The sequence below is a fragment of the Staphylococcus caeli genome (genome assembly GCF_051413795.1).
In the GTDB taxonomy this organism is placed as follows: domain Bacteria; phylum Bacillota; class Bacilli; order Staphylococcales; family Staphylococcaceae; genus Staphylococcus; species Staphylococcus caeli_A.
The window spans coordinates 1-26,619 of record NZ_JBOIRQ010000009.1 but is presented as its reverse complement, the minus strand read 5'-3'; the positions used below and the strand labels follow the sequence as shown (position 1 = coordinate 26,619).

General features: G+C 34.7%; 17 protein-coding genes and 3 pseudogenes. 3 read left to right on the top strand and 17 right to left on the bottom strand.

Translation table 11 applies throughout. From position 1 onward, the window contains the following. Nucleotides 1-16: 16 nt before the first annotated feature. From uxaC to ACSULM_RS06305, 4 genes and pseudogenes are all read right to left on the bottom strand, one after another. Nucleotides 17-1,423, bottom strand: coding sequence for a glucuronate isomerase (uxaC, locus tag ACSULM_RS06320; RefSeq protein WP_436861425.1), 1,407 nt, complete (start codon nt 1,421-1,423; stop codon nt 17-19). Nucleotides 1,424-1,439: 16 nt separating this feature from the next. Further along, a complete protein-coding gene (locus tag ACSULM_RS06315; RefSeq protein ID WP_436861423.1) occupies nt 1,440-2,843 on the bottom strand; it encodes an MFS transporter in 1,404 nt (467 codons plus the stop codon). A 14-nt stretch (nt 2,844-2,857) separates the two neighbouring features. Further along, complete coding sequence (locus ACSULM_RS06310) at nt 2,858-3,868, bottom strand: PfkB family carbohydrate kinase (RefSeq protein WP_436861422.1); 1,011 nt, start codon at nt 3,866-3,868, stop codon at nt 2,858-2,860. Between the two features lie 3 nt (nt 3,869-3,871). Continuing rightward, nucleotides 3,872-4,510 (bottom strand): annotated as a pseudogene (locus ACSULM_RS06305) (bifunctional 2-keto-4-hydroxyglutarate aldolase/2-keto-3-deoxy-6-phosphogluconate aldolase). Between the two features lie 567 nt (nt 4,511-5,077). Between ACSULM_RS06305 and ACSULM_RS06300 the strand changes: the two are divergent. Further along, the gene (locus ACSULM_RS06300) at nt 5,078-5,923 is read left to right on the top strand and encodes an HAD family hydrolase (protein ID WP_436861419.1); all 846 of its coding nucleotides are present in this window, start codon (nt 5,078-5,080) and stop codon (nt 5,921-5,923) included. A gap of 4 nt (nt 5,924-5,927) precedes the next feature. Beyond that, nucleotides 5,928-7,652, top strand: coding sequence for a glycoside hydrolase family 3 protein (locus ACSULM_RS06295; protein WP_436861417.1), 1,725 nt, complete (start codon nt 5,928-5,930; stop codon nt 7,650-7,652). Between the two features lie 262 nt (nt 7,653-7,914). On the opposite strand, the pseudogene uidA reads toward ACSULM_RS06295, so the two are convergent. The 13 genes and pseudogenes from uidA to ACSULM_RS06230 form a co-directional block, all read right to left on the bottom strand. After that, nucleotides 7,915-9,708 (bottom strand): annotated as a pseudogene (gene uidA / locus ACSULM_RS06290) (beta-glucuronidase). A gap of 40 nt (nt 9,709-9,748) precedes the next feature. After that, complete coding sequence (locus tag ACSULM_RS06285) at nt 9,749-11,152, bottom strand: MFS transporter (protein ID WP_436861415.1); 1,404 nt, start codon at nt 11,150-11,152, stop codon at nt 9,749-9,751. 520 nt (nt 11,153-11,672) lie between these two features. Continuing rightward, nucleotides 11,673-12,887: pseudogene (locus ACSULM_RS06280) on the bottom strand (helix-turn-helix domain-containing protein). 237 nt (nt 12,888-13,124) lie between these two features. Continuing rightward, nucleotides 13,125-14,192: a YkvI family membrane protein gene (locus ACSULM_RS06275; RefSeq protein ID WP_436861414.1), complete on the bottom strand. Its 1,068-nt coding sequence runs from the start codon at nt 14,190-14,192 to the stop codon at nt 13,125-13,127. 290 nt (nt 14,193-14,482) lie between these two features. Then, a complete protein-coding gene (locus ACSULM_RS06270; protein ID WP_436861413.1) occupies nt 14,483-15,841 on the bottom strand; it encodes a gluconate:H+ symporter in 1,359 nt (452 codons plus the stop codon). 205 nt (nt 15,842-16,046) lie between these two features. Continuing rightward, entirely contained in the window at nt 16,047-17,591 is a 1,545-nt protein-coding gene (gntK, locus tag ACSULM_RS06265) for a gluconokinase (protein WP_436861411.1), read from the bottom strand. Nucleotides 17,592-17,626: 35 nt separating this feature from the next. After that, nucleotides 17,627-18,307: a GntR family transcriptional regulator gene (locus ACSULM_RS06260; RefSeq protein ID WP_436854455.1), complete on the bottom strand. Its 681-nt coding sequence runs from the start codon at nt 18,305-18,307 to the stop codon at nt 17,627-17,629. Nucleotides 18,308-18,471: 164 nt separating this feature from the next. Next, the gene (locus tag ACSULM_RS06255; protein WP_436861409.1) at nt 18,472-19,185 is read right to left on the bottom strand and encodes a MerR family transcriptional regulator; all 714 of its coding nucleotides are present in this window, start codon (nt 19,183-19,185) and stop codon (nt 18,472-18,474) included. A 78-nt stretch (nt 19,186-19,263) separates the two neighbouring features. After that, complete coding sequence (locus ACSULM_RS06250; RefSeq protein ID WP_436861406.1) at nt 19,264-19,959, bottom strand: GTP pyrophosphokinase; 696 nt, start codon at nt 19,957-19,959, stop codon at nt 19,264-19,266. Nucleotides 19,960-20,256: 297 nt separating this feature from the next. Further along, nucleotides 20,257-20,670, bottom strand: coding sequence for a DUF2188 domain-containing protein (locus ACSULM_RS06245; protein ID WP_436861404.1), 414 nt, complete (start codon nt 20,668-20,670; stop codon nt 20,257-20,259). A 255-nt stretch (nt 20,671-20,925) separates the two neighbouring features. Then, on the bottom strand, nt 20,926-22,851 hold the full coding sequence (locus ACSULM_RS06240) for an FUSC family protein (protein WP_436861402.1): 1,926 nt from the start codon (nt 22,849-22,851) through the stop codon (nt 20,926-20,928). A 375-nt stretch (nt 22,852-23,226) separates the two neighbouring features. Next, entirely contained in the window at nt 23,227-23,925 is a 699-nt protein-coding gene (gene budA / locus ACSULM_RS06235; protein ID WP_436861400.1) for an acetolactate decarboxylase, read from the bottom strand. 275 nt (nt 23,926-24,200) lie between these two features. Then, nucleotides 24,201-25,478 (bottom strand): MFS transporter, encoded by a 1,278-nt coding sequence (locus ACSULM_RS06230; RefSeq protein ID WP_436861398.1) that lies wholly within the window; start codon nt 25,476-25,478, stop codon nt 24,201-24,203. A gap of 279 nt (nt 25,479-25,757) precedes the next feature. Here ACSULM_RS06230 and ACSULM_RS06225 point away from each other — a divergent pair, with 279 nt between their 5' ends. After that, nucleotides 25,758-26,366, top strand: coding sequence for a DedA family protein (locus ACSULM_RS06225; RefSeq protein ID WP_436854448.1), 609 nt, complete (start codon nt 25,758-25,760; stop codon nt 26,364-26,366). The last annotated feature ends 253 nt before the right edge of the window (nt 26,367-26,619 follow it).

The window sequence follows — 26,619 nt, the reverse complement described above, 5'->3', positions numbered from 1 at the left end:
ATGACAGCCCCTCTCTCTAGATTAATTTGAAATAGTTATATGCGTTGTCGTAGCAAATTTGCGTGATTAGTTTTTCCAATAATGCTGCATCATCAGGTATTTCATTTTTTTCTACTAAATCGCCAATAAAAGTACATAAAATTCTACGGAAATAGTCATGTCTAGAATACGAAATAAAACTTCTAGAATCAGTTAACATTCCGACAAAATGCATGAGTAATCCTTGGTCCGCTAACGATGACATTTGATTTAACATGCCGCGTTTTGTATCGTTAAACCACCAACCAGCACCGTGCTGTACTTTACTTTGAATATTTGGCTCATTTTGAAAATTAGCAATCGTTGAACCGACAATATCGTTATACGTTGGGTTTAAGTTATACAAAATTGTGCGTGGTAAATGCTCTTCTGACGCCATCACATCTAACAATTGATTTAAATTATTTGCTAAATTTTGTTGGTCTCTGATTGAATCAAATCCTGCATCTGCCCCTAATGTTTCAAAGGCTTTACTATTGTTATTACGTATTGCACCAAAATGAATTTGCATTACCCAGTCCCTTTCTGTGTAAAGTTTACTTAATTCATACAGTAAAAAGGTTTGAAATTGCGCTTTTTCGATTTCTGTAATGTATTGGTTCTTTAATCCTTTGTCAAAAATATGTTCAATCTCATGTTGTGTATATGGTTGATATTCAATAGTAGCTAAACCATGATCAGCGAGTCTCCCGCCCTTACTATGGAAATAGTCAATTCTCTGTTTCATACCATCAATAAATGTAGCAACACTATCAATAGGTCCTGTTAATTGACTCAACTTGTAAATAAACTGAGCAAAATCAGGTGTATCTACCTTGAATGCCACATCAGGTCGAAATGCTGGTAATACCGTCGTAGTGAAATGAGACTGTGCCTTGATGTCATCGTGAAAATGCAAATCATCTGTAGGATTGTCTGTTGTACAAATTAAATTTACATTAGATTGTGTGATAAGTGATTGTGCCGTTACGTGGTTGTCTTTTAAATACGTATTGATTTCATCGTATAATCGATCGGCATTGGCTTCGGTTAATAATTCATGCACGTTGAAATACATTGCCAGTTCTAAATGTGACCAGTGATAGAGTGGATTGGCAACGGAATTTTCTAATGTCAGTGCCCATTTTTTAAATTTTTCTCTTGGAGCTGCATCACCAGTAATGTAGTACTCATCAATACCTTGTGCACGCATCGCACGCCATTTATAGTGATCACCACCTAGCCAAAGTTCAGTAATATTATCAAAATGAGTATTCTCGCTAATTTGCTGCGGATCTAAATGGCAATGGTAATCATAGATTGGCATCTCTTTAGCATATTGATTGTATAATTCGATTGCTTTATCATTCTGTAACATAAAATTGTCATTAATAAATGTTGTCATCATAACTACTCCTATCTTAAATTTCTTCTCTTAAAGCGAGTTCTTTAACAATTTGCTTATGGCGTTTATCTGTTAATGGATAACCAAATAGGAAAATGAATAGTGCGACTAAGCAACCTATAGCAGGAACTGCAAAGAACAATACTTTAAGACCCGCTAGCGTTTCTGCACTTTGCTCAACATTCGGTTTATAGCCAATCATCGTGAGGGCGAGACCTGGAATAAATCCGGCCAATGCTTGTGAAATCTTACGTGTAAAGCTATAGCTTGAATATGTGATACCTTCTGAACGTATACCTGATTTCCACTGCCCATATTCCACTACATCGGCAATAAAAGCCCATGCCACAGTATTCGGAATCACTAAGAAGAACGAGGATATGGTATTAACGACTAAGAACGTTGTGATATCGTCACCGAAGAAGAGATAATTGAGCACTTCACAAACTATGAAGCCTCCTATCCCAATCACTGCCGTCATTTTTTTACCTACTTTTTTACTTAACAACGTTGTTATATATAAACCTGGAATCAGAACGACAAAGTTCAATGTACTTACCAAACCAACTAAGTTAGGTGCATCCATCACATATTGGAAATAATATAATTGTGAGGATTGTTTTAAGAAAGTCGCCATAATTGTTAATAAAGTATATGTTGCCAATACTGCAAATGCGCCATTTTTCACTAAGCTAATAAATGCTTTTTTGCCCATGCCTTTTGTTTTAGGTCGTTGAATGACGTGTCTTTCTTTGACGTTTTTATAACAAATCAAATGTAGTATCACACCGACCACTGCAAGTAAACCTACTGCTATAGGGTAGCCCAGTGCGTGATTCGGAAATTGATTGACCATAGGTATCACGACGATACCCGCTACAAAAAGCGCTCCTTGTGAACCTAAATTTCTATAAACAGATAATTGTGTTCGATCTTCTGAGTTTACTGTCATTGAAGCGGATAAAGATCCATATGGAATATTTACAATAGAATATGCGGCATTAAATAGCATATATGTTGCAAATGCCCAAATAATTTTGCCACTTTGATCTAAATTAGGTGAAATAAATGATAATACTGTACATATTGCTAACGGCACAGTACCAAAAAGAATAAAGGGTCTAAACTTCCCACGTTTCCCTATATTTGTTCTTGAATCCACATATGTCCCGACACCTGTATCTACAAATGCATCAAATATCTTAGAAACTAAAAATACAAATCCACCATAAAATGCTGAGATACCTAATATGTCTGTGAAAAACTTTAATAAATAAATCTGTCCCATGTCGAACATCATACCGTTCCCTAAATCTCCCAAACCGTATGACAATTTTTCTTTGAATTTTAATTTTGGTGTTCCTATTTCTTCAAATTTTGCGTGCTTGTGTTGATTTCTTTTCGTTGTCATTGAAACCATAAGATGACCTCTTTCTAACGTTTGATGTCTAGTTCCATTTCAGTGATGTCTTTAATACGCTCAATATTTGTATAGTTATAATCTCCTTCAACTGCATGTTTATATAACATATTGTTGACGGCAATATTGACTGTGTCTTGCATCGGTAAACCTTTCATAATGCCATAAATAACGCCCACACTGAATGCATCTCCAGTGCCGACACGATCCAGAATTTCACTTTCATAAACACCCGTTTTAACGAGTTGATTTTTAGCAGACAAAAAACCTTGTAAGCGATTTCTAGAATTCGCAAAATTTTTTCTTTGTGTAAAGGCAATATATGCAATATCATATTTATCATGTATTTCTTGCAATATCGGTCGCAGTGTTGCTTCATCTGCATGTCGTGATAATCCATCTTTTTTATCTTTGCCGTAACGATCTGGTAAACTGAGCGGTTCATAGCCAAATATCAAATCGACAAACGGCAACAATAGCGATAGCTTTTCCCTAGCTGTCTGAAAATCCCAAAGCATTGCTCGAAAGTTTAAATCGCAACTTACATATAGCCCCATAGATTTAGCAAGTCGTACACTTTGCAATATTGTATCGAATAGTGCGTCATTTAAAGCTGGTGTAATGCCAGTAAAGTGAAACCAGTGATGTTGTTTAAATGCATGTTCAAATTGAAAATCATCATACTCCATCTTTGTAAACAGTGAATAGTCTCTATCATAAATTATTTGAGATGGTCGAAATGCAATACCTTTTTCCATATAATACAGACCAAGTCTACCTTCACCATTCTGAATATAGCGTGTTTCAACATCATATTTTTTTAACATTTGTATCACTGTTTGACCTAAGTCATTATCAGGTAATGCTGTAATCATTGATGTATTTATGCCTAACCCTGAGAGTCCAATTGCCACATTTGCTTCAGCGCCTCCAAACTGAATATCAAAACGATGTGCTTGTTGAAATGTTTGATAATTAGGTGGCATAAGTCTTAAGAGTAATTCTCCAAACGTAATAAATGACATAGCCTACCTTCTTATTTCTTCAAATTTTTTTACAAATGCTTGTGTTTGTCTAACAACAATCTGATTGTCTTCACTTGTTGCACCTTTAGTTAAGGCACTTCCAATGCCAATTGCGAATGCACCCTTGTCATACCAATCTTTCATATTATCGATAGTTACACCGCCTGAAGGCATCATTTCAATTTGTGGAATTGGTCCGTGTACATTTTTAATGAAATCTGCACCTAATACATCGCCGGGGAACAGTTTGACAACGTCTACACCGCACTTCATAGCTTGTGTAATTTCCGTTACTGAACCACAACCTGGTAAATACGGAATCGTATATAAGTTACACATTTCAGCTATACTTGCGTCAAAGTGTGGACTGACAATATAACGAGCACCATTCATGATTGCGATACGTGCCGTGATTGCATCCATCACAGTACCAGCACCTATCAATACGTTCTCTTGATATTACGTACTCAATGTTTTAATCACTTCTTCTGCCTGTGGCGTCGTAAATGTCACTTCAATGTTCAAAATGCCACCTTCGATAATTTGCTTACTTTTTTGTAATGCATCTTCTTGTGAATGACCTCTGACCACCGCAACAAGATAATTGTCATGCATTTGTTGTAAAGTTTGCATCTTTTTCATTATCATCTTCCCTTTCCAAATAACCTCCCTACTCAACTCAATTTCATTATATTTTTTATTTAATTCAAGTCAATTACAATATTTTTATGTCTGAATTGTGTCGTTATAAATCAAATGTACCTTCCACATTAAAAATGCCGATATCACAATGTTTAGCGCATCCAAGTTGAAATCTAACATCATTACTATCAAATTGTGCACAAATTTATAAAATTACATCTATTTATCTGAAAATTCGTTCAATAGAAATTGTTTTTATAATTAAATTGACTTTTTTAGGAAAAATTTATCCTAAATCGCTAATTTTGTGAATTAAATCACATTAATTTTTGAAATGCTATAGTTTTTTTTAAATTGAAATGCTAACTTTAACAGTGTAAAGAAAGCGTTTTATTATAAATACTATGCTTTCATTGCACAACAAATATTCATTTATTCCCCCTACTTAACTCAAGTAAATAATATATTTGTCTATCTTTCATATTTAATAGCAATATTCCAATTACCTATAAGCATCATGCTGTAATAAATAACAGTTATTCAAATAATTTTGAGAGGAACATGCAAATGATCGAATCTTTACCACAATATCAACCTAAATTTAACAAATTAATTTGTGTCGATTCTGATGGTTGTGCCATTGATTCAATGACTATCAAACATGAACGTGCTTTTGGCCCTGCACTTGTAGAAGAATGGAAGCTCGAAAATCACACTGAAGCCATTCTTCAACGTTGGAATGCGTTTAATCTCTATGAAATCACGAGAGGTATTAATCGTTTTAGAGGTTTAGAAAAAATGCTTGGCGAACTCGTCGCAGATGGTATAACTATTGAGGGTTACGAGGATATTAAACAATGGGTGGCAGCGACACAGTCATTTTCAAATCCAAGTCTAGAAGCGGCAATTGCTAAAGCCCCTACACAAATTGGCCTACGTAAAGCTTTGTCTTGGTCATTGAATGTCAACACACGGATTAAGAAGTTGCCAAGTACTGGTCCATTTAACCACGTCTTAAATAGTTTGAAAAATGCTACTACATTTGCCGATATTGCCATAGTGTCATCTGCAAACTTATCCGCTGTACAGCATGAATGGGAAACATACCATCTCACACCTTATCTAAACGGTATGTTTGCGCAAGAAGCTGGCACTAAGGAGCAATGTTTAGATGTCTTAAAGCAATATTATAAACGTGAGGACATCATTATGTTAGGTGATGCTAAAGGTGATATGGACGCCGCACAATCACACGATTTATATTTCTATCCAATTCTTGCTGGTCATGAGGATCAATCGTGGCTTGATTTTAACAATAAATATTTAAATATTTTCAAAGAGGGACAGTTTAACGAAACAATACAATCTTCATTAATCGATGTGTTTTATAACAATTTTAAAGGAGCGAAATAATTATATGATAAACGTAAATTTAAAAGCAGCACCTTATAACTTAGATGAGGAACAAATCACATGGGTAGAACAAACATTAAATAACTTATCAGACGAAGAAAAAATAGGCCAACTCTTTTTTAATTTATTCTCGTTAGAGGGTGGAAAGAAATTCAATGATTCTGATTTAAGTAACAAAGAAGTACTTGAACTCTATCATATAGGCGGTGCCCGCTATGAAGGTGGCAACAAAACAGATGTACAACAGTTACTGAATGACTTACAGACACATGCTAAAATACCTGTATTGGTTGCCGCAAACTGTGATTCTGGTGGTAACGGTGCCTGTAAAGATGGTACGTATATTGCAAGTGCTGCACAATGTGAAGCGGCGCAGGATACCAAAGTAGCTTACAATGCTGGCCTTGTATCTGCACGTGAATCTTCAGCATTAGGTGTTCATATCAACTTCGATCCATGTGTAGATATTTTAGAAAATTGGCGCAATACCATTGTCAATACACGTGCATATGGTACAAATGCTGAAACTGTTATCAAGTATTCCAGTGCTTTTATCGATGGTTTTAATGCAGAACGTGACATGATCACTTGTATCAAACATTTTCCAGGAGATGGTACTGAAGAACGCGATCAACATTTAGTATTAGGTGTGAATGAATTATCAACACAAGACTGGGATAACAGCTTCCGTAAAGTCTACCAACACCATATTGACCGTGGGGTTCAGATGATTATGGCAGGCCATATTGCGCAACCAGCATACTCTAAAAAGTTAAACCCAAGTTTAGAAGACAAAGATGTTTTACCAGCAACACTCTCTCATGAATTGATTACTGATTTACTTAAAGATGACATGCATTTCAATGGTTTAGTTGTAACAGATGCTAGTCATATGTTAGGTATGACTGCGGCTATGCGTCGTGAAGATTACGTTCCACTTTCTATTGCAGCAGGTTGTGATATGTTCCTATTCTTTAATGATTTAGAAGAAGACTATCAATTTATGCTAAACGGTTTTAAAAATGGGGTCATCACAGAAGAACGTTTAGATGATGCCGTACGCCGTGTATTAGGCTTAAAAGCACAACTCAATCTGCATAAAAAACAAGCAGATGGTTCGATTATTCGTCCACAAGAAGACTTAGATATTATCGGCTGTCAATCACATCTAGACATGCGTGCTGAAGCTGCGGATTTAGGTATTACTTTAGTTAAAAATACTTTAGACCAACTCCCTATTCGTCCTGAAACTCATAAAAATATTCAGCTTTATGTCATTGAAGGTGAAAAAGACGGCATTTATAAATCTGCAAATAATGTGCAAGAAGATCTTATAAAAGAATTAGAATCACGAGGCTTTAATGTTACGTTAAATGATGGCTCAACACGTGTTAAAGGTAAGACATTAGATTATCGTGAAAAAGTAGATGCTGCGCTTGTGTTCGCAAACATAATCGGCTATGCTGCTGAAAATAACTATCGTATTAAATGGGGTACAGCGATGAGTAATGAAATCCCATGGTATGTACATGAAGTACCTACTGTATTTGTGTCATTAAACTTCACAACTCATTTACATGACGCTACAATGGTCAAAGCTTACATCAATGCATATCATTCTAATCCTGAAACAATCAAACAAACTGTCGATAAAATCATGGGTGAAAGTGAATTCAAAGGCAGCTACAATGACTTAGTATGGACAGACAAATGGCAAGCGAAATTATAATATCTTAAATACATGAGAAGTAAATTAGATGAATTAAACTTCATTGATATATGCAGCTCAAACTAATAAAAATAACTAGACGAGAGTAGAACAATGAAATCTTTTAGCAATATTAGATTTCTGCCCGCTCCCGTCTTTTTTATTGTTACATGATGATTGATATCAATACAAAAAACAGCCCTTCTTCTATGCATTATAGAAGAAGGGCATTATAATCAACTAAACGATTTTTAATAATTCTAGTTAACAAGATTGAGGCATGTTACCCTTTGTATCCAAAATCTGGGATACTTTCCCAACGTTGTTTGAAATAATGTGCAACTGCTTTAGGTCTGCGTTCACGCGTAAAAATACCTTTCTTATTACCTTGAACTCTAATTATCCCTGTCGAAGTTTCAAAGTCTGCAAAATTCCACGTTTGTTCCCCAATGAATTGCGGATATCGATCAATGACTTCATGATTCGCCTCATAATAACGAATTTGATATTCTTCAGTAAATAATTCATCATTCAATGAATGCATACCTGCCACTGTATCGGCACCGTATTCTGTGAACATAATCGGTTTGCCTGGTTGCTTTTCAGTCCAACCATCTAATTCTTGTGCTAGCGCTATTTTCGCTGCTTCTAAATCCCCTGATTGTGTGTACCAACCATAATAGCGATTTAAACACAACACATCTACTAAGTCTTGAACTTGGCACGTATCCGGTTGTGAAGTCAAAATAGTTACTATTGTCACTGGTCTATTTTGTGGATCACATGTATGCGCTAAATTGATTAATGGTTCAAAGTATTCTTTAGCCCCCACTTCATCTGATGCAGGTTCATTGGCAATCGACCACATTACTACACAGGCGTGGTTTTTATCACGTGCGATTAAGCCTTTAATCACATCTTCATGAGCTGCTTGCGTACCTATTTCTTTAAATGTATCTCTTTTTCTGTCACCACTTAAAATAGCACTAAAATTCAAATGCACACCTACTGCAGTTGTTTCATCAATGATGACGATACCTTGTTCATCGGCTAAACGCATCATCTCTTCTGAGTATGGATAGTGTGAAGTTCTAAATGAGTTTGCTCCAATCCATTTCATAAGGTTGAAGTCTAATACATTGGTTACTTCATTCATACCACGACCATTATAATAGCTATCTTCATGTTTGCCGAATCCTTTAAAGTAGAACGGTTTATCATTAATTAAGAATTGACCATTTTTTACTTCTACAGAACGTATACCAAAGCGTTCTGCATATGTGTCAATAGCGGTCCCATTATCCAAAATAGAAACTTCTAAATGATATAAATAGGCATTTAAAGGTTCCCATAAATGTGGCTGTTCAACGTGAATAGTTCCCGATTCACCCGTTGCTTCCGCAATAGAATTACCATCTTCATCAACTAACCTTACTTGCACTGCTTCAACAGATGCACTTGTTGTTATCTTGTAATTCACATGTGCAACGTCCGCTTCAAGTTCTGGTACAATTTCAATATCTTCAATAAAAGTTCGTGGTGTTGTGTAGATTTTTACTGGTCTATGTAATCCTGCATAGTTGAAGAAATCAAAGTTTGGAGAATTTTTCTTAATAACATTACCATCTTTATCTGTCGATTCACTGTAGTCACCCACTGGTAACGTCGTCTCATCTAATATGTTATTCACACATACAGTTAAACGATGCGTGCCTGAGCGATGGACTTCTGAAAGTTCCACTTCAAAAGGTAAAAAGCCACCTTGATGCGATGTCACTTCCTGACCATCAATATAAATCGTTGCTTTATGTGTAGCAGAACCAAATCTCAGTACAATACGTTCATTTCGTAATACATTCGGTACAGTAAATGTTCTTTCATACTAAACATTGCCTACATGGTTGCGAATATCAGCAGTAACCCCTTGATCATTATAAGAGCCTGGTACTGCCATGACTTTGTCTGTTTTTAAAGGTTGAGATACATCTACCGTCTCATTATTGTTTTCTAATTTGAATTGCCAAATACCATTTAAATCAATGATACTTCTATAATCATTTACAACTGGATATAACATGTTGTATAACTCCTTTCATATGTCGAACTCTTTTTTAAAATTATAATTCTTCTCGCAACGCTAATTCTTTAACAATTTGTTTATGTTTGCGATCAGTCAATGGATATGCGAAGAAGAACAAGATTACTGCGATTAAACAAGCTGTTGCTGGCACAATAAAGAATAAGATTTTCAAGCCTTGTAATGTACCCGCTGATTGTGTTGCATTTGGTACAAATCCTATAAGTGTTAAAGAAGCTCCTGGTATGAAACCAGCTAATCCTTGAGATATCTTTCTTGTAAAGCTATAACTTGCATAGATAATCCCTTCAGATCTAAGGCCAGTTTGCCATTGTCCATATTCCACAACATCGGCGATAAATGCCCAAGTCACTGTGTTAGGAATTACTAAAAATAATTGCGCAATTGTATTTATAACTAAGAACATCACAATGTTATCAGAGAAAAATGTAAAATTGATAAATTGGAATAATATAAATCCACCAACGCCAATGATAGCAGTCATTTTTTTACCAAACATTTTACTTAAAAATGTCGTTAACAACAACGCAGGAATTAAGACAATAAAGTTCAATGTGCTTACTATTCCTACCAAATTCTCTTGACCTAAGACATATTTAAAATAATATAACTGAGAAGATTGTTGTAAAAATAACGCACTAATTGTTAGTAATGTATAAACCGCCAAGACAATGAATGGTCTATTCTTCAATAAGTTTAAAAATGCTTTGCGCCCTATCCCTTTTTCCTTTGGTCGTTCCACTGTATGTCTTTCCGTTACCCCTTTATAACAAATCATATGGAAAATAACACCAGCAACCGCCAAAATACCTACAGCAATTGGATAACCAATTTGGTGGTTTGGAAACAAACTAACTACCGGTATGACGACAATCCCAGAGATAAACATTGCACCTTGCGATCCCATGTTACGAAAGACGGATAATTGTGTACGATCATCTGCATTAATCGTCATGGACGCAGATAATGAACCATAAGGAATATTCACAAAAGAATATGCTGCATTAAATAATAAATATGAGCCAAACGCCCAGATAATTTTACCAGTTTGACCAATGTCTGGAGATAAGAATGTAATTACTGTTAGTATTGCTAAAGGTATACTGCCGTATAAAATAAATGGCTTAAATTTACCACGTTTCGCAAAATTGGTCTGATTATCAACTAAAGTACCCACAGCCGTATCTACAAAGGCATCAAAAAATTTCGACACTAAAAACACCATGCCGCCAACCCACGAAGGAATGCCTAATATATCCGTATAGAACAATAGCAAATAAATTTGCCCCATATCAAACATCATACCGTTCCCTAAATCTCCAAAGCCATATGACAATTTCTCTTTAAATTTTAACTTAGGCTCTTGAATTTCTTTAAAACTTTTCAACTTACTATGTGCCGGTTTTAATTTTGCTGTAACCATACTGATTACCTCTTTCCACCATCAACATGTTCGAATCGCTACTGTCATCCAAACACCTTTTGGTCTGTATTCGTGATTTTAGTCATAACAAGCATCCATAAATAGATATAATTTGTAAGCGTTTTCTTATATATCCAAAAAATAGTACTCCATAAATTCCATCGATTGATCAAGTCGATGACATACATCCCCTGTAACTCATTTATAGAGAGCTTATTTTTATTATATTTTGAAAATGGGAACAGTCAATTAAAAATAACAACGTTGTTATAAAATTGGAAAGTATGTCACTTAACATGTTATTTTTCCAATCTATTGTAATAGTTGAAACCATGCCTATCCTAAAAAGTTGGCCGCTTCAATCCCTATTTTCCTTTGCATGCAACTAAAGTTGTAAAAATATTTTCTCAAAATGTTTATTTGGCATCATTTACCGTCTCTTTTAATATTATTTTTACATTTTTATAATTTTATTTACTAAAAATCACAAATTTCCCACTCATTACTATAATGCCATACTTTAATAAAACTCTTTATGCTCCGTTCGATACTTTAATGGTGTCATGCCATATTGCTTTTTGAAACATTGTGTAAAGTAACTTTGCTCTTTAAAACCAACATAAGTCGCTATTTCTGACACTGTCATCTTTGTGCGTGAAATCAGGTCGCGTCCTTTCTTCACTCTTAACGCAATAATATATTGTGAAATAGATTGGTGTAACTCTTGATTAAATATGCGTGATAGATAACTCGGCGCAAGATTGACATGATTTGCTAGGTCATTCAAGGATAATGTACTATCCAAATTCTGTTCGATATACTGTATTACTTTGCTAATTTTTGGACTGTAAGCATTTGCTTTCGTCTTCATCGCACGTTCTGCATATTCTTTTACGATTGAATGAATAATCTCATCAAGGGTCTCACTGTCCATCGTTTGATCTATAATCGCCGCATATTTCTCTGAAATTTCATCAATATGTAGTAAACTAATACCTGCTTTTTCACCAGCTTTACGACATAAAGTATTAATTAAAAATGCTTTATACTGCTCGTTTGAAATATCATCTTTCACTCTACGTAACCCAGCTACAGACAGATTCATTTCATTTAATATAGATAATGCTTCATTGACATTACCATTTTCTACAGCAGTCAGTAATTGATTTTCTAAATTATAACGTTGCTCGATTTCTTATAACGTATAATCAATTTGCACTTTTGAAGCAGCCAGAACTTCAGAAGTCGAATGAAAATTCAAATCAATTTGCACTGTTTCATAACTGGTATTTCTTTTCTTTAAAAAACGAATTGCTAAACGACACATTTTTTGTGCTTTAACATGATGACATAGTGGTATGCGTAATAAGTATTGTTTCAATATAGAAAGTTTAGATATTTTAATATCTGCCCTCTGTAAGAGTTCATTACACCGACGCTCATTCGGTCGTTGCTCCATATAAGGACCAATGATATACACTTGCTTATATTTTTTAAATTTGAAAATTAAAAAATTCACATCAAAACTATTAGTATAATGATAGATTTTATTGCTATGCATGTGAACGATAAAATGTTTAAGCTCATTCCTATACTGCTTACGCGCCGTATTGGTGAACGGTGTCTTAATGTGATTACTAATTCCCTTTAAATCATCCATATCAAATCCTTCTAATTGAATCCCTAACAATTGAAGTGCATGCATCTGCAATATTTCCAATGTTTCTTCGTTCATAAAAAAACACCCCATTCCTATAATTTTATTATAACTAAAAAATAGAAATAAAGTGTGCTTGAAATTATATGAAAGTAGAAAAGAAACCTAACTTGTCTAAAAAGGTACCATCGTTCCACTCCGTCAAAGATAACTAATAGCAAAAGGAGCTGAGACATCTATTTTTGTCTCAACCCCATACAAATCAAACTTTAAATTTAATTACCGAATATACACCTCAACGTATATAGTAGGATATTATTTTCTGCCTAGCTTCATTTTAAAAGGTGCGTAGAACAATACCAATATGAGGACTAAACCTAAATAACCAATTAACGGATAGAATATGGCTACTAAATCCGTAAAACCTACAAAGCTTAAACATAATCCAACAACTACGGTAAGCGTATAAAACACTTTAAATTGACGTGAATCAACCTCAGTAAAGCGTGTCGCAAAAGCATAAAACATACCCAGTCCCGTATTAAAAATCATGCCAAAGATCACGATAGCCATAATAACGCCTAATACAGGAGAGATGTTATTGACAATACCTAACATCGGCATTTCCATGTCTCCAACCGTATCTATTTGCGTAAAAATAGCTAAATGACTTAAAACTATCATTAGGCCTAGTGCCAATCCGCCTACCAAACCACCGATTGCTGCAACTTTCGTATTCTTTTCGGAACCACCCATAACAATTGCCATAGATGCACCAACCGCAGTGTTAAACGATGCATAGTTTACGCCCGCCACAAACCAATTCGGTAATGTCGAAGGTTTGGCATCTGCCAGTGTATTTAATTGTGAAAATGATGTATCAGCCGTCATAAAACTAAATACAGAAATAATAATAATAAAAATAATTAAACACGGCGTGATATTACCAATAACTTTCACTACACCTTCAACTTTTAACATGCCTGCCAATAAAATAAGGACAGTCATTAATAAAGTACCTACAATACTTGGTAGCCCAAATTGTTGATTTAAATTTGAACCGGCACCAGCAATCATTACAACACCGACACCAAACAATGTGAAGATGATAACCAAATCAATGATCCAACCTAAAATTTTCCCGAAGAGTGACGTACCAGTGATACGATGAATGACTGTTTTATGCGAATCTGTCTGTGATTTACTACCAAGCCAGACAAGCATCATACCTACATATGTAAATAATACTGTAGTAATTATCGCTCCCAATGTTCCCATCATGCCAAAACTCGTGAAATATTGAAGTACTTCTTGTCCAGATGCAAATCCTGCTCCTACAATCACACCAATAAAGGCACTCGCAATTAATAATATTCTTTTCATAAAATCCCCCTTTATGCATATACAAGTTGCTATAAACACCTATTTGTTATGATCACTTTTAGATGCCAAGATGTATTGAAAAGTATGTATTATCTCCGAATCTGTCATTGCAATACAATCATAACCTCTCTATTTTATCATTTCGAAAATAAGTCGTGTTGTATTTTCCATAGTGTATGTCTGAAACCTAAAGTACCGTGTTCGATTAAAAACAATGTCTAGTACAGACAAATGCCCCCATAATGATGTCAATCAAAATGAAGGCATTTTACGCATATTTAGATTTAATTTTAAACAAAAATACTTAAAATCAAAATAAAGACGAGACCAGAAACGGATATGACAGTTTCAAGTAACGACCATGTTAAAAAGGTTTCTTTAACCGTCAATCCAAAATATTCTTTAAACATCCAAAATCCTGCATCATTTACATGTGACAAGATGACACTACCCGCACCAATCGCAAGTACCACTAAAGCGACATTCACATCTGATGATTGTAACAATGGCAGCACAATCCCCGTGGATGAAATCGCTGCGACCGTTGATGAACCTAATGCAATACGTAGTACGGCTGCCACAATCCATGCAAGTAATATTGGAGACATTTCCGTTCCCTCAAATAATTTAGCGATGGTATCACCAACACCACCATCAATTAAGACTTGTTTAAAGGTTCCACCACCACCAATAATCAAGATCATCATACCAATTGGGTATATTGCACTTGAGACGGAATCCATAATGTCAGCATTTTTACGTCCTTGTTTAACACCCATCGTAAACATTGCGAACAACACAGCTATTAACATTGCTGTACCTGCTGTACCAATAAAGTATATAAAGGCTTCAAATCCATTTGTCGCAGATTCATTTCCAGTAACTAATTGTACCACCGTTGATAATAACATTAAGATCACAGGTGATATCGCTGTTAACAAGCTAATACCGAAGCCAGGCATTTCAGATTCTGTAAATGTTCTTTGTGCACCTAACGCTGAAATGTCACCTTCACGTTCGTAGGCAGTCGGCGTTATTTTTTGTGCAATTTTATTAAATAATGGTCCTGCAATGATTGTCACTGGAATCGCAATAATAATGCCATACAGTAATACATGTCCCAAATTGGCTTGTAATTCTTTTGCAATCACAACTGGTCCTGGATGTGGCGGTAGGAAACCATGTGTAACTGATAACGCAACAACCATAGGGAGTCCTAGTTTTAATTGTGAAATATTTGCACGTTTCGCAATTGTGAATACAAGTGGAATCAATAAGACGAGTCCGACTTCAAAAAATAAAGCAATACCAACAATAAATGCTGCAACGAGCATCGCCCATTGCACATGTTTGTGCCCAAATTTCTGAATCAAAGTGTCTGCTATACGTGTCGCTCCACCACCATCGGCAAGTAATTTACCCAATATCGCACCTAATCCAAATATCAAAGCAATATGTCCTAGCGTACTACCCATACCATTTTCTATTGTCTCGATGATTTTATCTAAAGGCATGCCTAGTAAAATCGCCGTTACAATTGAAGTAATAATTAATGAAATAAACGTATTTAATTTCAGGAAAATAATCAGTGCTAATAATACAACAATCCCTATCACCACTGTAATGAGTGGCCATATCATTTCAAACATTTGCATAATCACCTTTCGAAATCAGGATAGTATTTAAACTCTTCTTACTCACAATCCATCCTTGATAACGCTTTCTTTTATAATTAAAAATTTTAGCTATGAAAGTTAAGCACTTGGGATGTCGAAATCACTTGTTATGTATTTATCTTCGATACCCAAGTGTGCTCTTACCTTTCTTTATTGTTAAAACAACCTATGATAGTGACTATTGTTCACTCACATGATTGCGTTGAAACGTTGCAATTTCTGCATAACGTTCTTCTAATGAACGACTTAAATTTATAAATATTGTAATCAGTTGTTGGTAGGTCATAACATTCGTTTCATTTGGTTGATGTTCATTTGTTGTGCCTACCATTTCTTCTATAATTGAAAAGTCATCAATTTCCCCTAATGCTTTCATGCCAAGTACACATGCGCCTAAACAAGAACTTTCATAACTTTCAGGCACAATTAAATTCGTATCAAAAATATCAGCCATCATTTGGCGCCAAACTTCACTCTTAGCAAAACCACCTGTCGCTTTGATGGTTAAAGGCGTTTCTTCCATAACTTCAATCAATGCAAGATAAACAGTATATAGATTATAAAGTACACCTTCTAATGCAGCTCTTATCATGTGCTCTTTTTTATGTGATAACGTTAAACCAAAGAAGGAACCTCTCGCATCAGCGTTCCATAACGGTGCACGCTCTCCCGCTAAATATGGATGGAATATTAAACCATCTGCACCTGGTTGAACGCGATTCGCAATTTTAGTTAATACATCGTAAGGGTCTACACCTAAACGTTTTGCTGTTTCTACTTCACTCGCTAACATTTCATCACGCAACCACCGTAAGACAACACCACCGTTATTTACAGGTCCACCTATAACGTAATGATCTTCAGTTAATACGTAACAGAAGATACGTCCTTTTTCATCGGTACGCGGCTTGTCTATCACAGTTCTTATAGCGCCTGAAGTACCAATTGTCACAGCAACCTCACCTTTTTTAAATGCATTAACGCCTAAATTTGATAATACGCCATCACTCGCCCCCACAATTATTGGTGTTTGTTCGTCTATTCCCATTAAAGTTGCATACCGACGCTTCATGCCAGTTAGTACATGCGTAGTTGGGACAACTTGAGGTAATTGTGACTCAGTAATACCTAATAATGCCAAGGCTTCTGCGTCCCATGTAAGTGACTCCAAGTTCAACATACCTGTTGATGAAGCCATAGACTGATCGATTACAAACGTTTCGAAGAGCTGATAAAAGATATATGTTTTTATATCTGCAAATGTCGTCGTTTGTTTGAATATTTCTTGCTGTTCATATTTCATCCAAAATATTTTGGCTAATGGGGACATTGGATGAATAGGTGTGCCAGTTCTCTGATAAATGGCATCACCGTCATGTTGTTGCTTAATCTCTTCTGCATATTTACTTGCACGATTATCCGCCCAAGTTAAGTTCTCTGTCAGTCGCTGATGACTTGCATCCATTGCAATTAAACTATGCATTTGTGCACTGAATGAAATAAATTTCAAATCTTCTTTAGCAATATTTGACTCCCTCATAACATACTTTACGGTCATTAAGACTGCATCAAATAGCTCATCCGGATTCTCTTCTGAAACTTCCACATTCGGTGTGTGTAATGGATAGCCAATATTATGTTTCATAATGAATTGACCTTTTTCATCGTATAGGACTGCTTTCGTACTTGTTGTACCTATATCTACACCAATCATATACTTCATGATTTTACCTCCCAATTTTTATTGCATTGAACATACTATCTCAACCAAAAACTATCAATATCATCGCCAACATCATCAAAGTTCAAATGAAATGCTTCTCTTAATTTAGCTGTGTCTTGCGTTGCTATCGCATCGATAAATACTTCATGATTATGATGTATACGCTCAAAATCCTCTGGATCTTCATTCATCCTTTTGCGCATAGATAACAATATCAATGCCTCCATGACTGGACGTAGATTATTCCAGAATGTTTTTAGATATTGATGTTTAGAAGCCATAATTGTCACTTCATGAAATTTCATATCATGCTCTGTAAATGCTTCTGCATCCTCGAATTTCACTGCCACTTTCATCATTTCAAGTTGTTTCTTTAATTCCTTTACAATTTGTTCATGGTTTAATGGTTTTATTCTGCTAAATGCAAAGGATTCTAACATAATACGTAAGTCATAGAGCTCTTTCTTCTCTTTGTCATCAAAAGCCAGTACCTCTGCTCCCATACGTTCTAAATTGATAAGTTGATCTTGTTTTAATAATTTAAATGCATCCCTTACCGGTGAGCGACTCACGTTAAATGATTTTGCAACTTGATTTTCTGTTAATAATGTATCGGGTTCGATTGTGCCATCGACAATACCTAAGCGTATTTCAGCTGCGATCATTTCACCCTTTGAAACACCTTCTAACCACTGTTCTGGATATGCGTATTCCATATTAAACAACCCCTGTCCGTGATAACGATGTACTTGTATACAAGTATGTTAATACACATACCTTATATTTGCAAGCGCTTGCAATCATTAAACTTTTTCACATAAAAAAGCATGTCAGGACAGTCCCTGACATGCTGCTATTATTTTGATTAATATTTGTGATTTCATTTTACTGTGACAATACAATTATGCACTTGATTACAATGTGGGCAATTCAATTTTCTCGTCCACGGTGTATGACGGGCAAACATCCAATTTATTAACTTTGGATTGAACGCCGATTGACAATTAGGACAAATATACGCCACATGTCGATATATAAAGCGTGTAAAATATACAGCATATGTTATTAAGATAGGTAGTGCTAACAGTAACGGCCACCATTTCTTCATAAAAATACTGGTTAATAAGCTCGTGTACTGCAATATTGCAACAGGCACTAGACTATACATCATGGGTCTAGTTACTTTTTTTAATCTAGATTTATGCTGTACATATTGCTGCGTATGGATGAGCTTTTCTAAAGATGCATCTGAATGTTCTCCAATATACTCACTAAATTGACGTATTTCTTTCAATAATGTTTGTTGTGACTGTATTTCATCTTCTACTTCTATAGCTCTTTGCTGCAACATCGTACGCACAGTCTGTAATTTATTGTCTTCCACCATTATTTTTTTAATGTCTTTGAGTACAAATCCAAATTGCTTTAAAATTAAAATAATTTCTAAATCTTGCTTACTCTCATCATCAAACATACGTCGACCATTCTTGCCAGTTGTCACTGTTTTTAAAAGCCCCTGTTTGTCATAGTATTGAATCGTTCTAACTGAGACATGATACTGCTTTGCTAAATCTCCTGTTTGATATACTGTCATCATATATTACCTCCTCACCATCATCCTATATAATGACGTAACGTAACGAGCAAGCATTACTTTAGATTTTTAGAAGTATTAGTGATCAAATACTTCAGAATGAATGTCCTGCATTTTATTTTCTACAGATGTAATATCTGTTGCACATTGCTTCAATATGTCTTTATATTTTTCAGTATTCACATTATTTTTATAACGAATTTTGTGTTCTAAACTAGCCCACATATCCATACCAATCGTTCGTATTTGTACTTCAACAGGTACAGTTTCAACAGAATGCGCTAAAAATACTGGAACTGTGACTACAATATGTAAACTTCTATAGCCATTTTCTTTAGGATGTTCAATATAATCTTTACGTTTTAGCAGTTTGATATCTTCTTGTTGTAATAATAATTTTTCAATAACATAAATATCATCGAAATAATTACATACCACTCTGATACCTGCAATATCAAAAATATTATCCTTTGCAGATGTTGTACTTATTTCATGTCCTTTTCTGTCTAACTTTTTAATTAAACTTCTCATTTCTTTCACACGACGTTCCATATGATGAATTGGATTATGTTTATACATTTGTTGAAATTGATCATCTAAAATATCTAATTTTGTACTAATTTCTTTCAATGCTGATGTATATAATTGCTCTAATGCCACAAAGCCTACTACCAAATCTAACGCTTCTTCCGAACTATTAATATGCTTAAGACTTTCTTTAAACTCTTGTTTTAAGTCGTCAATATTTAACGAAGGTTTTCGTTCTATGTACATATATATCGAGCCTCCAATGAATCGCTTCTTTTAACAATCATTATACCTAATTTCAAATTACAATTTAAATATAACGAACAGCTCGCGCTTTAAATCAAAGTAAATGACACCGCTGATTAATACGTATTTAATAGTCTGACTGTAGCATTTCGGATTAGAGTCATCTTAGTATCAATCTTTAAAATTAATGCACATAAGAAAGCGACTCTTTCGTGAAAGAAAATGAGTCGCTCTTAAGTAAAATCTTTACCCTAATCATCTTTAGTTATAATTATCTGTATCGTGTCTATCTATTTTTTATTCATTTTTCTTATGCGAAATGATGTCAGTATCACGATTATCTGCAATTTGACGCGCACGTTTTAGTGCATCTTCTTTTTTCTCAAATGTTTCCGATGCTTGTTTGGCACCTTCTGTCTTTACCTTCCATTGGTTATCTTCATAAAATACATGTATATCATTATCATTCAATGATGGATTTGCAGAATCATCTTGCTTATGTTGCGTGATTTTTTTATTTTTTAATGCATTTAATTCACTTTTTGAAGCATCCTTATACCATGCTTCAGCTTGCTTTGTTGCAATTGGAATGACATTACTTTCTTCATATTCATCTGTCAACATAGCATTGCCTATATCTATTGCTTTCTTCCGTTCTAACTCATCTAAATTTTTCCAACTTTGAGGGTAATCATCCATTGTCCAAGGCATTTCATTTCCTCCTCATCGATTTGCTTCTTAGATAACTTTTACCACCTTCCCACAATTTAAAACTTCTACTCTTAGTTGTTTCAAAGCTCTGATTAATCGTCCACTAACACGGTAAGCAGTCATACCGAAGACAACCCTCAGACTAACTAGCGTTCTATTTTACTATTCACAAAACAAAAGGAATGGCACTATGAAATCTTAGTAAATACAGACTTCTATGCCATTCCTTTATTATTAGACTACTGCTCTACGCAATTATGCAAGAGATAATTTTACTTCTTGTCTTGCGTTCATACAGTTATTTTGAATACGCATCAAGGCAGTTCTGATATGTGTATATTGTGGTAATGCAGACAGTTCTTGTACTTGAATATTTGTACCACGTTCAAAATGTTTTGCTATATTTTCAAAAATCAAGAGATATTCGCCCATAGTTTCATCATCAACGTGATAGCGTTTCTCGTTACTTAAAGCTCGAGTTAACATAAAGCTAATTTCTTCTAGAGCATAAATACTTGGGTAATAATACTGTACTACCATCTTATTGCTGAACAATTCGCCATTAGCACTGTTATATACTTGCGTCATATTATTCAATTTCACACTTAATTTGAGCATTTCTTTTTTATCTTGTTCCCTAGAAGCATATTTATTGCTTGAAAATAAATAGTGAAATAAGACTGCCTCATCTCGTGCTACTGCTGCAAGTGTAGCAGGTAACATAGAAGAAGCCGTTTTCCTACCTATAACTAATAAACAAATCACAGCAATAATAATACCTACGATAACATCTATAACTCTAGGTAATGCGATAAGAATTGACAAGTGGTTTGACGCTAAGCCATTTAATAGAATGACTTGAATTGTAATGAAAATAACGGCAAATGAATAGTTTGCACCGACAAACATTTCAGTGACACCTGCTGCTAATGCCAGTAGAATGATTGCGACTGGAACGGGAGGTGTAGTTAATAGTATCAATGATAAGATAAGTACACCGATAATTGTTCCTATTCCTCTCGAACCTGCCCGTTCAAAGCTGTGCAAGGTAGTGGATCCTAAGAGTACAGTATGGGTACTTAGTGGAATCCAATATGCTTTTTCAAAATCAAACATTAAAGCAATAAAAATTGAAATCGCCATTATTATCGTATAACGAATCGTATTTCTAAATACAAATGAATCTAAAGTTAAATTTTGTAACATACGGTGACCATAAATAGGCACACGAATATCTATTTCATGTTCTACTCGATCTTTATCTGCATTCATAATCGCATCAACTTTAACGATGCTATCCATTAAATTTTCATAGATTTTATCAACATCAACTTGTTGCGTCCATTGTTGTTGCGTCTTGCCTTGTGAATATACACGTTTGATAACATAATCTGTCATTGCTTTGATTTCATTTGGCAGTGGACGTGCATTTTTCTCATTTAATTCTAAAAGTTCAGAGTGAATCCCTTGTGCCGTATTGTGTAATAACAATAAACGTTGAAATTCTGGCGATTCTTTCGATTTAGCTGTGCTAGATGTAATCAATTGGTTGTCAGAATTTCTAAAGGCAGTTACTGCAAACTGTGACGCTTTCGCAAAAGCTTTTGGATCGTCAAAGTTATAAATCAATTGCTTAATTATATTATAATCATTTTTAATTGCCTTGAATTCAGTAGTTTCCTTAGACAATAAAATCACTACAACTACAATTGCAGTTGCAAGCAAACCACCAACAAACATTGCAAGACCACGTGTTAAAGCTTCTTCGGGTGCGATAGGTAAATTAATCGGCAAACTAAATGCCACTATGAAAAATGTCGAAGAAGGTCCAGGAATATTTAATGAACTAAAAATATAATACGGAATAACCGTAACAAATAATAATAATACTCCAAAAATTAGTGGTTGATTAACGGTAAGCGTCCCTAATATCATTCCTACCGATAATCCCAGTGATGAAAAAAGTACAGTTCGTAATTTAGAGCGAGACGATCCTCCAAACACATAGATATGTGCTAATGTCCCTGTTGAAATTAATAATCCTATTGAAAAATGATCAGTCAAATAACCTACTAACAACGGAATCAGCATGAGTATACATTGTCTAATCCCTTTTGCTATATCAATTTTCATTGCGTTAAATCGTATCAGTGATTTTAAATAATCAATCAATGGCGTCATCCAACTCCTTTTTATAAATAATTTGTTATGTGTTTCGTTTGATAATATCCCCACATAAAAAGGCATATAAAAAGGATGGGACAGAAATCAATTTTTTCTTTTTGATTTCGCTTCCCCACCCCTACAAAGCTGGCAAAATATTTACAACTTGTAACAAGTTCCTATGAGATGTCAGACAGCTACTGCCTAAATGAACAAAAATCTGAATCATCTCTTTTTGTCTCAGCCTCATCTCTCAGACACTTCGCAGATAAGTTTTAAAGTTACGTCAATTTAATACATCACTTTACTATTTTAACACTTTTTATGAATTCTTCTAGAGCATTTTCTTTATAATATTTCGTTATTAATTTGTACAATTTAGTATAAAAATAATTATTCTGCTTCTGTTATATCTTCGCTGATACGCGTATAGTCGATATCAGTTTCCAAAAACGTTTGATTATTTACCGGGAAATGTTGTTCTAATGTTTCAATATTACTCAAGGCAACTGTCCCATGATTCATTTCGAAATCCAAGACATGCCCACCAAAACTAGTATCATCATCTACAAAATGTAGATGAAATCCACCTGCTGCTATACCATGAAATAACTGCGGCGAATAAAATCCTACTACAGTGCCATACACTTGTTCTTTTGTATATTCTGGCTGACGTTTCGCAGATTCTATTAATTTAGTATAAGGCGGCTCTTGTTTAGGCATCATTCTGACATGCATCATTTCAAATTTCCCCGTAATTTTAACTGCAATAAATATATTGTCACTTAAAGCGTGTTGTTGCACTTTGTTTAACAGTGCTTCCGAGTCAGTAATATGACGCACATCAAATTGATCATCTGGTTTAAATGGTGTGATTGTTGCAAATGGTGTTAATTCATTACCTGACAATTTTTTAAATTGTCCGTGTTCATTTGCATGATAAGCTTTACCGTCAACGATGATGACTTCTCCATCAGATCCTGTTAATGTTCCAATACCCAAATCACCATGCGATAGTATTTCATCTATCGTAGCTGTGCCTTCTAATAATCCCGCCATCAAAGTACCTAATGTTCCATGTTGATATAACATTGCTCTATGCTCCTTATCACTAAAGTATATTTTGACAATAACCTACACATACTTCTTCTTATTTCGATACACTCTTTTCATATAAAATTATACACCTCATTCTATCAGCTCGATAGTGTTGTGCTTCGTAAATATTTTAGATTATATGAGCTCGTTCTACTTACTCAACAAAATAGCATTGCTATTATCTATATAAATAAGAGGTTGAAACATTTATCGTGTTTCAACCTCTTATTTGATCATAATTTTATTTTCAAAATAACTATATCATTGTGTTATAGCTTTTCTTTTTCAATTATTAATGGTTGATCTGGTTTCACAAAAAACCACATAATAATTGCAAAGATTACTGGAATAATGACAAGTTCTAATGTCACCGTCCAACCTACAATATCAACCATTACACCTGCTAATAAAGGACTGAGTAACGCACCAATATTTCCCCACAAATTCATCCAACCTGAAACTGAACCTGAGAAATTGCGTCCTAAGTCTGTCGCTGCTGCCCAACTCATACCTGTAGCAATACCAATACCACCTAGACATAATGATAGCCAGAAGACATTGACCACTAAATTATCTGTTTGAATAGACATAAATAGCGATATGCAGAATACGACGAATCCAATAATAGCAATTGATGCACGCGCAATAAAACGAGACTTTCCACTTTGCAATAGTTTATCTGAAATCGCTCCACCACATAAAATTAATACAAACATTGCGATCCATGGTGCGCCCGCTGCCCAAGCCATCTCAGGGTCAGTTAATTTAACGTGATACTGTTCTGTTAAATAAGTTGGTAACCAAATTAAGAATAACGATACAACAAATTGTACTACGAAATATTGAGCCGCTAACGCGTAAAAACTAAAGCGTTGCAAGAATATATTCCAAGGTGCTTTAGATTTTTCTGTTTTGATAATATCTCTGTGTTCAATGATATAATCCTTTTCAGCTTCATTAACCATTTTATGTTGTTCTGGTAAATCTTTTGCGATAACCATCCAAAGTAAGGCTATAACAAAACCTATAGCACCAAAAATATAAAATACTGCTTGCCAACCAAACATATTTACAATAGCAATTGTCACTACAGGAGCAATCACAGGTCCAAAGTATGAACCTGCTAATAGTGCACTAGATGCACGACCTTTTTCTCCTTTTGCAAACCAATTGGTATTAAATACTGCGTTTGATGGATACATCGGTGCTTCACCAATTCCAAATAAGAAACGAACTGCATAAAGCAGACCATGATTTTTCACCACACCAGTTAAAATCGTAAATGCACTCCACCAAACCAGCGCAATGGTTAACATTTTTTTAGAACCGAATTTTTCTGCTAAAAACCCAGAAGGCACTTGCATTAAAGCATACCCAAGTGAAAAGAATGATGCTAACAACCCAAATTGCTTTTTACTTAAATCTAAATCTTCCATCATTGGACCTGCAATTATTGATATATTTGAACGGTCCATATATGCAATAACACCGATGATGAAAAATGCAATTGCAAAATACCATCTAATATTTGTTTTCTTTTGTCCCATGTGTTCCCCAACCTTCTCCCAATATCTAGTCATCATATGACCTAATGTATAAAAAGATATTACCACATCGTGAAATCGCTTACAATAACTTTTTTTAGAATATTTATTTTATATATTTCGAATTAATCCTGTTCATCGTTCTATAAACGCATAACTTTTATAATATTTCATCCTTAAGACCTAGCAGTATAATATGTACAAACACATTTTTTAGCTTATAATATAGTGAGCATGACAATTTACCATTAAGTGAATTTTAAAGGAGCGCATTGCAAACAAATGGAACAAATATTAACTGACTTTATCAGTACGTGGGGCTATGCCGCAATTACAATATTAATATTACTTGAAAACATTTTACCTTTTATCCCATCGGAAATTATTTTAACTTTTGCTGGGCTAATGTCTGTGAAATCTGACTTATCAATTCCTGTACTTTTCATCATCTCAACGGCTGCTTCATTGGTCGGATTACTGGTACTTTACTACATTAGTAGACTCGTTTCTGAGGCGCGTTTATATCGCTTTGTTGATAAATATGGCAAATGGATCAAATTAAAAGGCAAAGATGTGGCACGAGCAAATGATTGGTTTAAAAAGTATGGCGCGATTGCCGTATTTATTTGTCGCTTTATTCCCGTATTACGTGTACTTATTACAATTCCAGCAGGTATTAACCGCATGAATGTTGTTTTGTTTGCAGTATTGTCACTCATTGGGACAACTATTTGGAATTTCGCTTTAATTTATTTAGGAAAAATGCTCAGTGGTAGCTGGGACGTCTTAATGAATGGCTTACACACGTATTCATATATTATGTATGTCATCATAATATTGGCAGTTATTTATATCGTATTTAGATTGTTTAAGAAAAGCAGAGTACAATAAACGATATTACGTATTATTGTAAAAATAAATTTATAGCACGTTTATATAGTAAAAGGACAGAACGAGCCTGGGACATAAATAGATGTCTCAGGCTCTTGTCATCCTTGCTGGGGCGGGACTACGAAATCTTTATTAGAAAAATAGATTTCTGTCCCACACCCATTCCTACGATTAGTCAAGTGCTTATATAAAAAATTAAGCATACTTAAATAAACCGTTCAATTTTATTTTTTTAAATAAGGTGTTAAACTAT

Bases quoted from the DNA above. Each gene is read 5' to 3' on its own strand.
- uxaC (WP_436861425.1), bottom strand. From the start codon at position 1,423: ATGACAACATTTATTAATGACAATTTTATGTTACAGAATGATAAAGCA.
- ACSULM_RS06315 (WP_436861423.1), bottom strand. From the start codon at position 2,843: ATGGTTTCAATGACAACGAAAAGAAATCAACACAAGCACGCAAAATTT.
- ACSULM_RS06310 (WP_436861422.1), bottom strand. From the start codon at position 3,868: ATGTCATTTATTACGTTTGGAGAATTACTCTTAAGACTTATGCCACCT.
- ACSULM_RS06300 (WP_436861419.1), top strand. From the start codon at position 5,078: ATGATCGAATCTTTACCACAATATCAACCTAAATTTAACAAATTAATT.
- ACSULM_RS06295 (WP_436861417.1), top strand. From the start codon at position 5,928: ATGATAAACGTAAATTTAAAAGCAGCACCTTATAACTTAGATGAGGAA.
- ACSULM_RS06285 (WP_436861415.1), bottom strand. From the start codon at position 11,152: ATGGTTACAGCAAAATTAAAACCGGCACATAGTAAGTTGAAAAGTTTT.
- ACSULM_RS06275 (WP_436861414.1), bottom strand. From the start codon at position 14,192: ATGAAAAGAATATTATTAATTGCGAGTGCCTTTATTGGTGTGATTGTA.
- ACSULM_RS06270 (WP_436861413.1), bottom strand. From the start codon at position 15,841: ATGTTTGAAATGATATGGCCACTCATTACAGTGGTGATAGGGATTGTT.
- gntK (WP_436861411.1), bottom strand. From the start codon at position 17,591: ATGAAGTATATGATTGGTGTAGATATAGGTACAACAAGTACGAAAGCA.
- ACSULM_RS06260 (WP_436854455.1), bottom strand. From the start codon at position 18,307: ATGGAATACGCATATCCAGAACAGTGGTTAGAAGGTGTTTCAAAGGGT.
- ACSULM_RS06255 (WP_436861409.1), bottom strand. From the start codon at position 19,185: ATGACAGTATATCAAACAGGAGATTTAGCAAAGCAGTATCATGTCTCA.
- ACSULM_RS06250 (WP_436861406.1), bottom strand. From the start codon at position 19,959: ATGTACATAGAACGAAAACCTTCGTTAAATATTGACGACTTAAAACAA.
- ACSULM_RS06245 (WP_436861404.1), bottom strand. From the start codon at position 20,670: ATGCCTTGGACAATGGATGATTACCCTCAAAGTTGGAAAAATTTAGAT.
- ACSULM_RS06240 (WP_436861402.1), bottom strand. From the start codon at position 22,851: ATGACGCCATTGATTGATTATTTAAAATCACTGATACGATTTAACGCA.
- budA (WP_436861400.1), bottom strand. From the start codon at position 23,925: ATGTTATATCAACATGGAACATTAGGTACTTTGATGGCGGGATTATTA.
- ACSULM_RS06230 (WP_436861398.1), bottom strand. From the start codon at position 25,478: ATGGGACAAAAGAAAACAAATATTAGATGGTATTTTGCAATTGCATTT.
- ACSULM_RS06225 (WP_436854448.1), top strand. From the start codon at position 25,758: ATGGAACAAATATTAACTGACTTTATCAGTACGTGGGGCTATGCCGCA.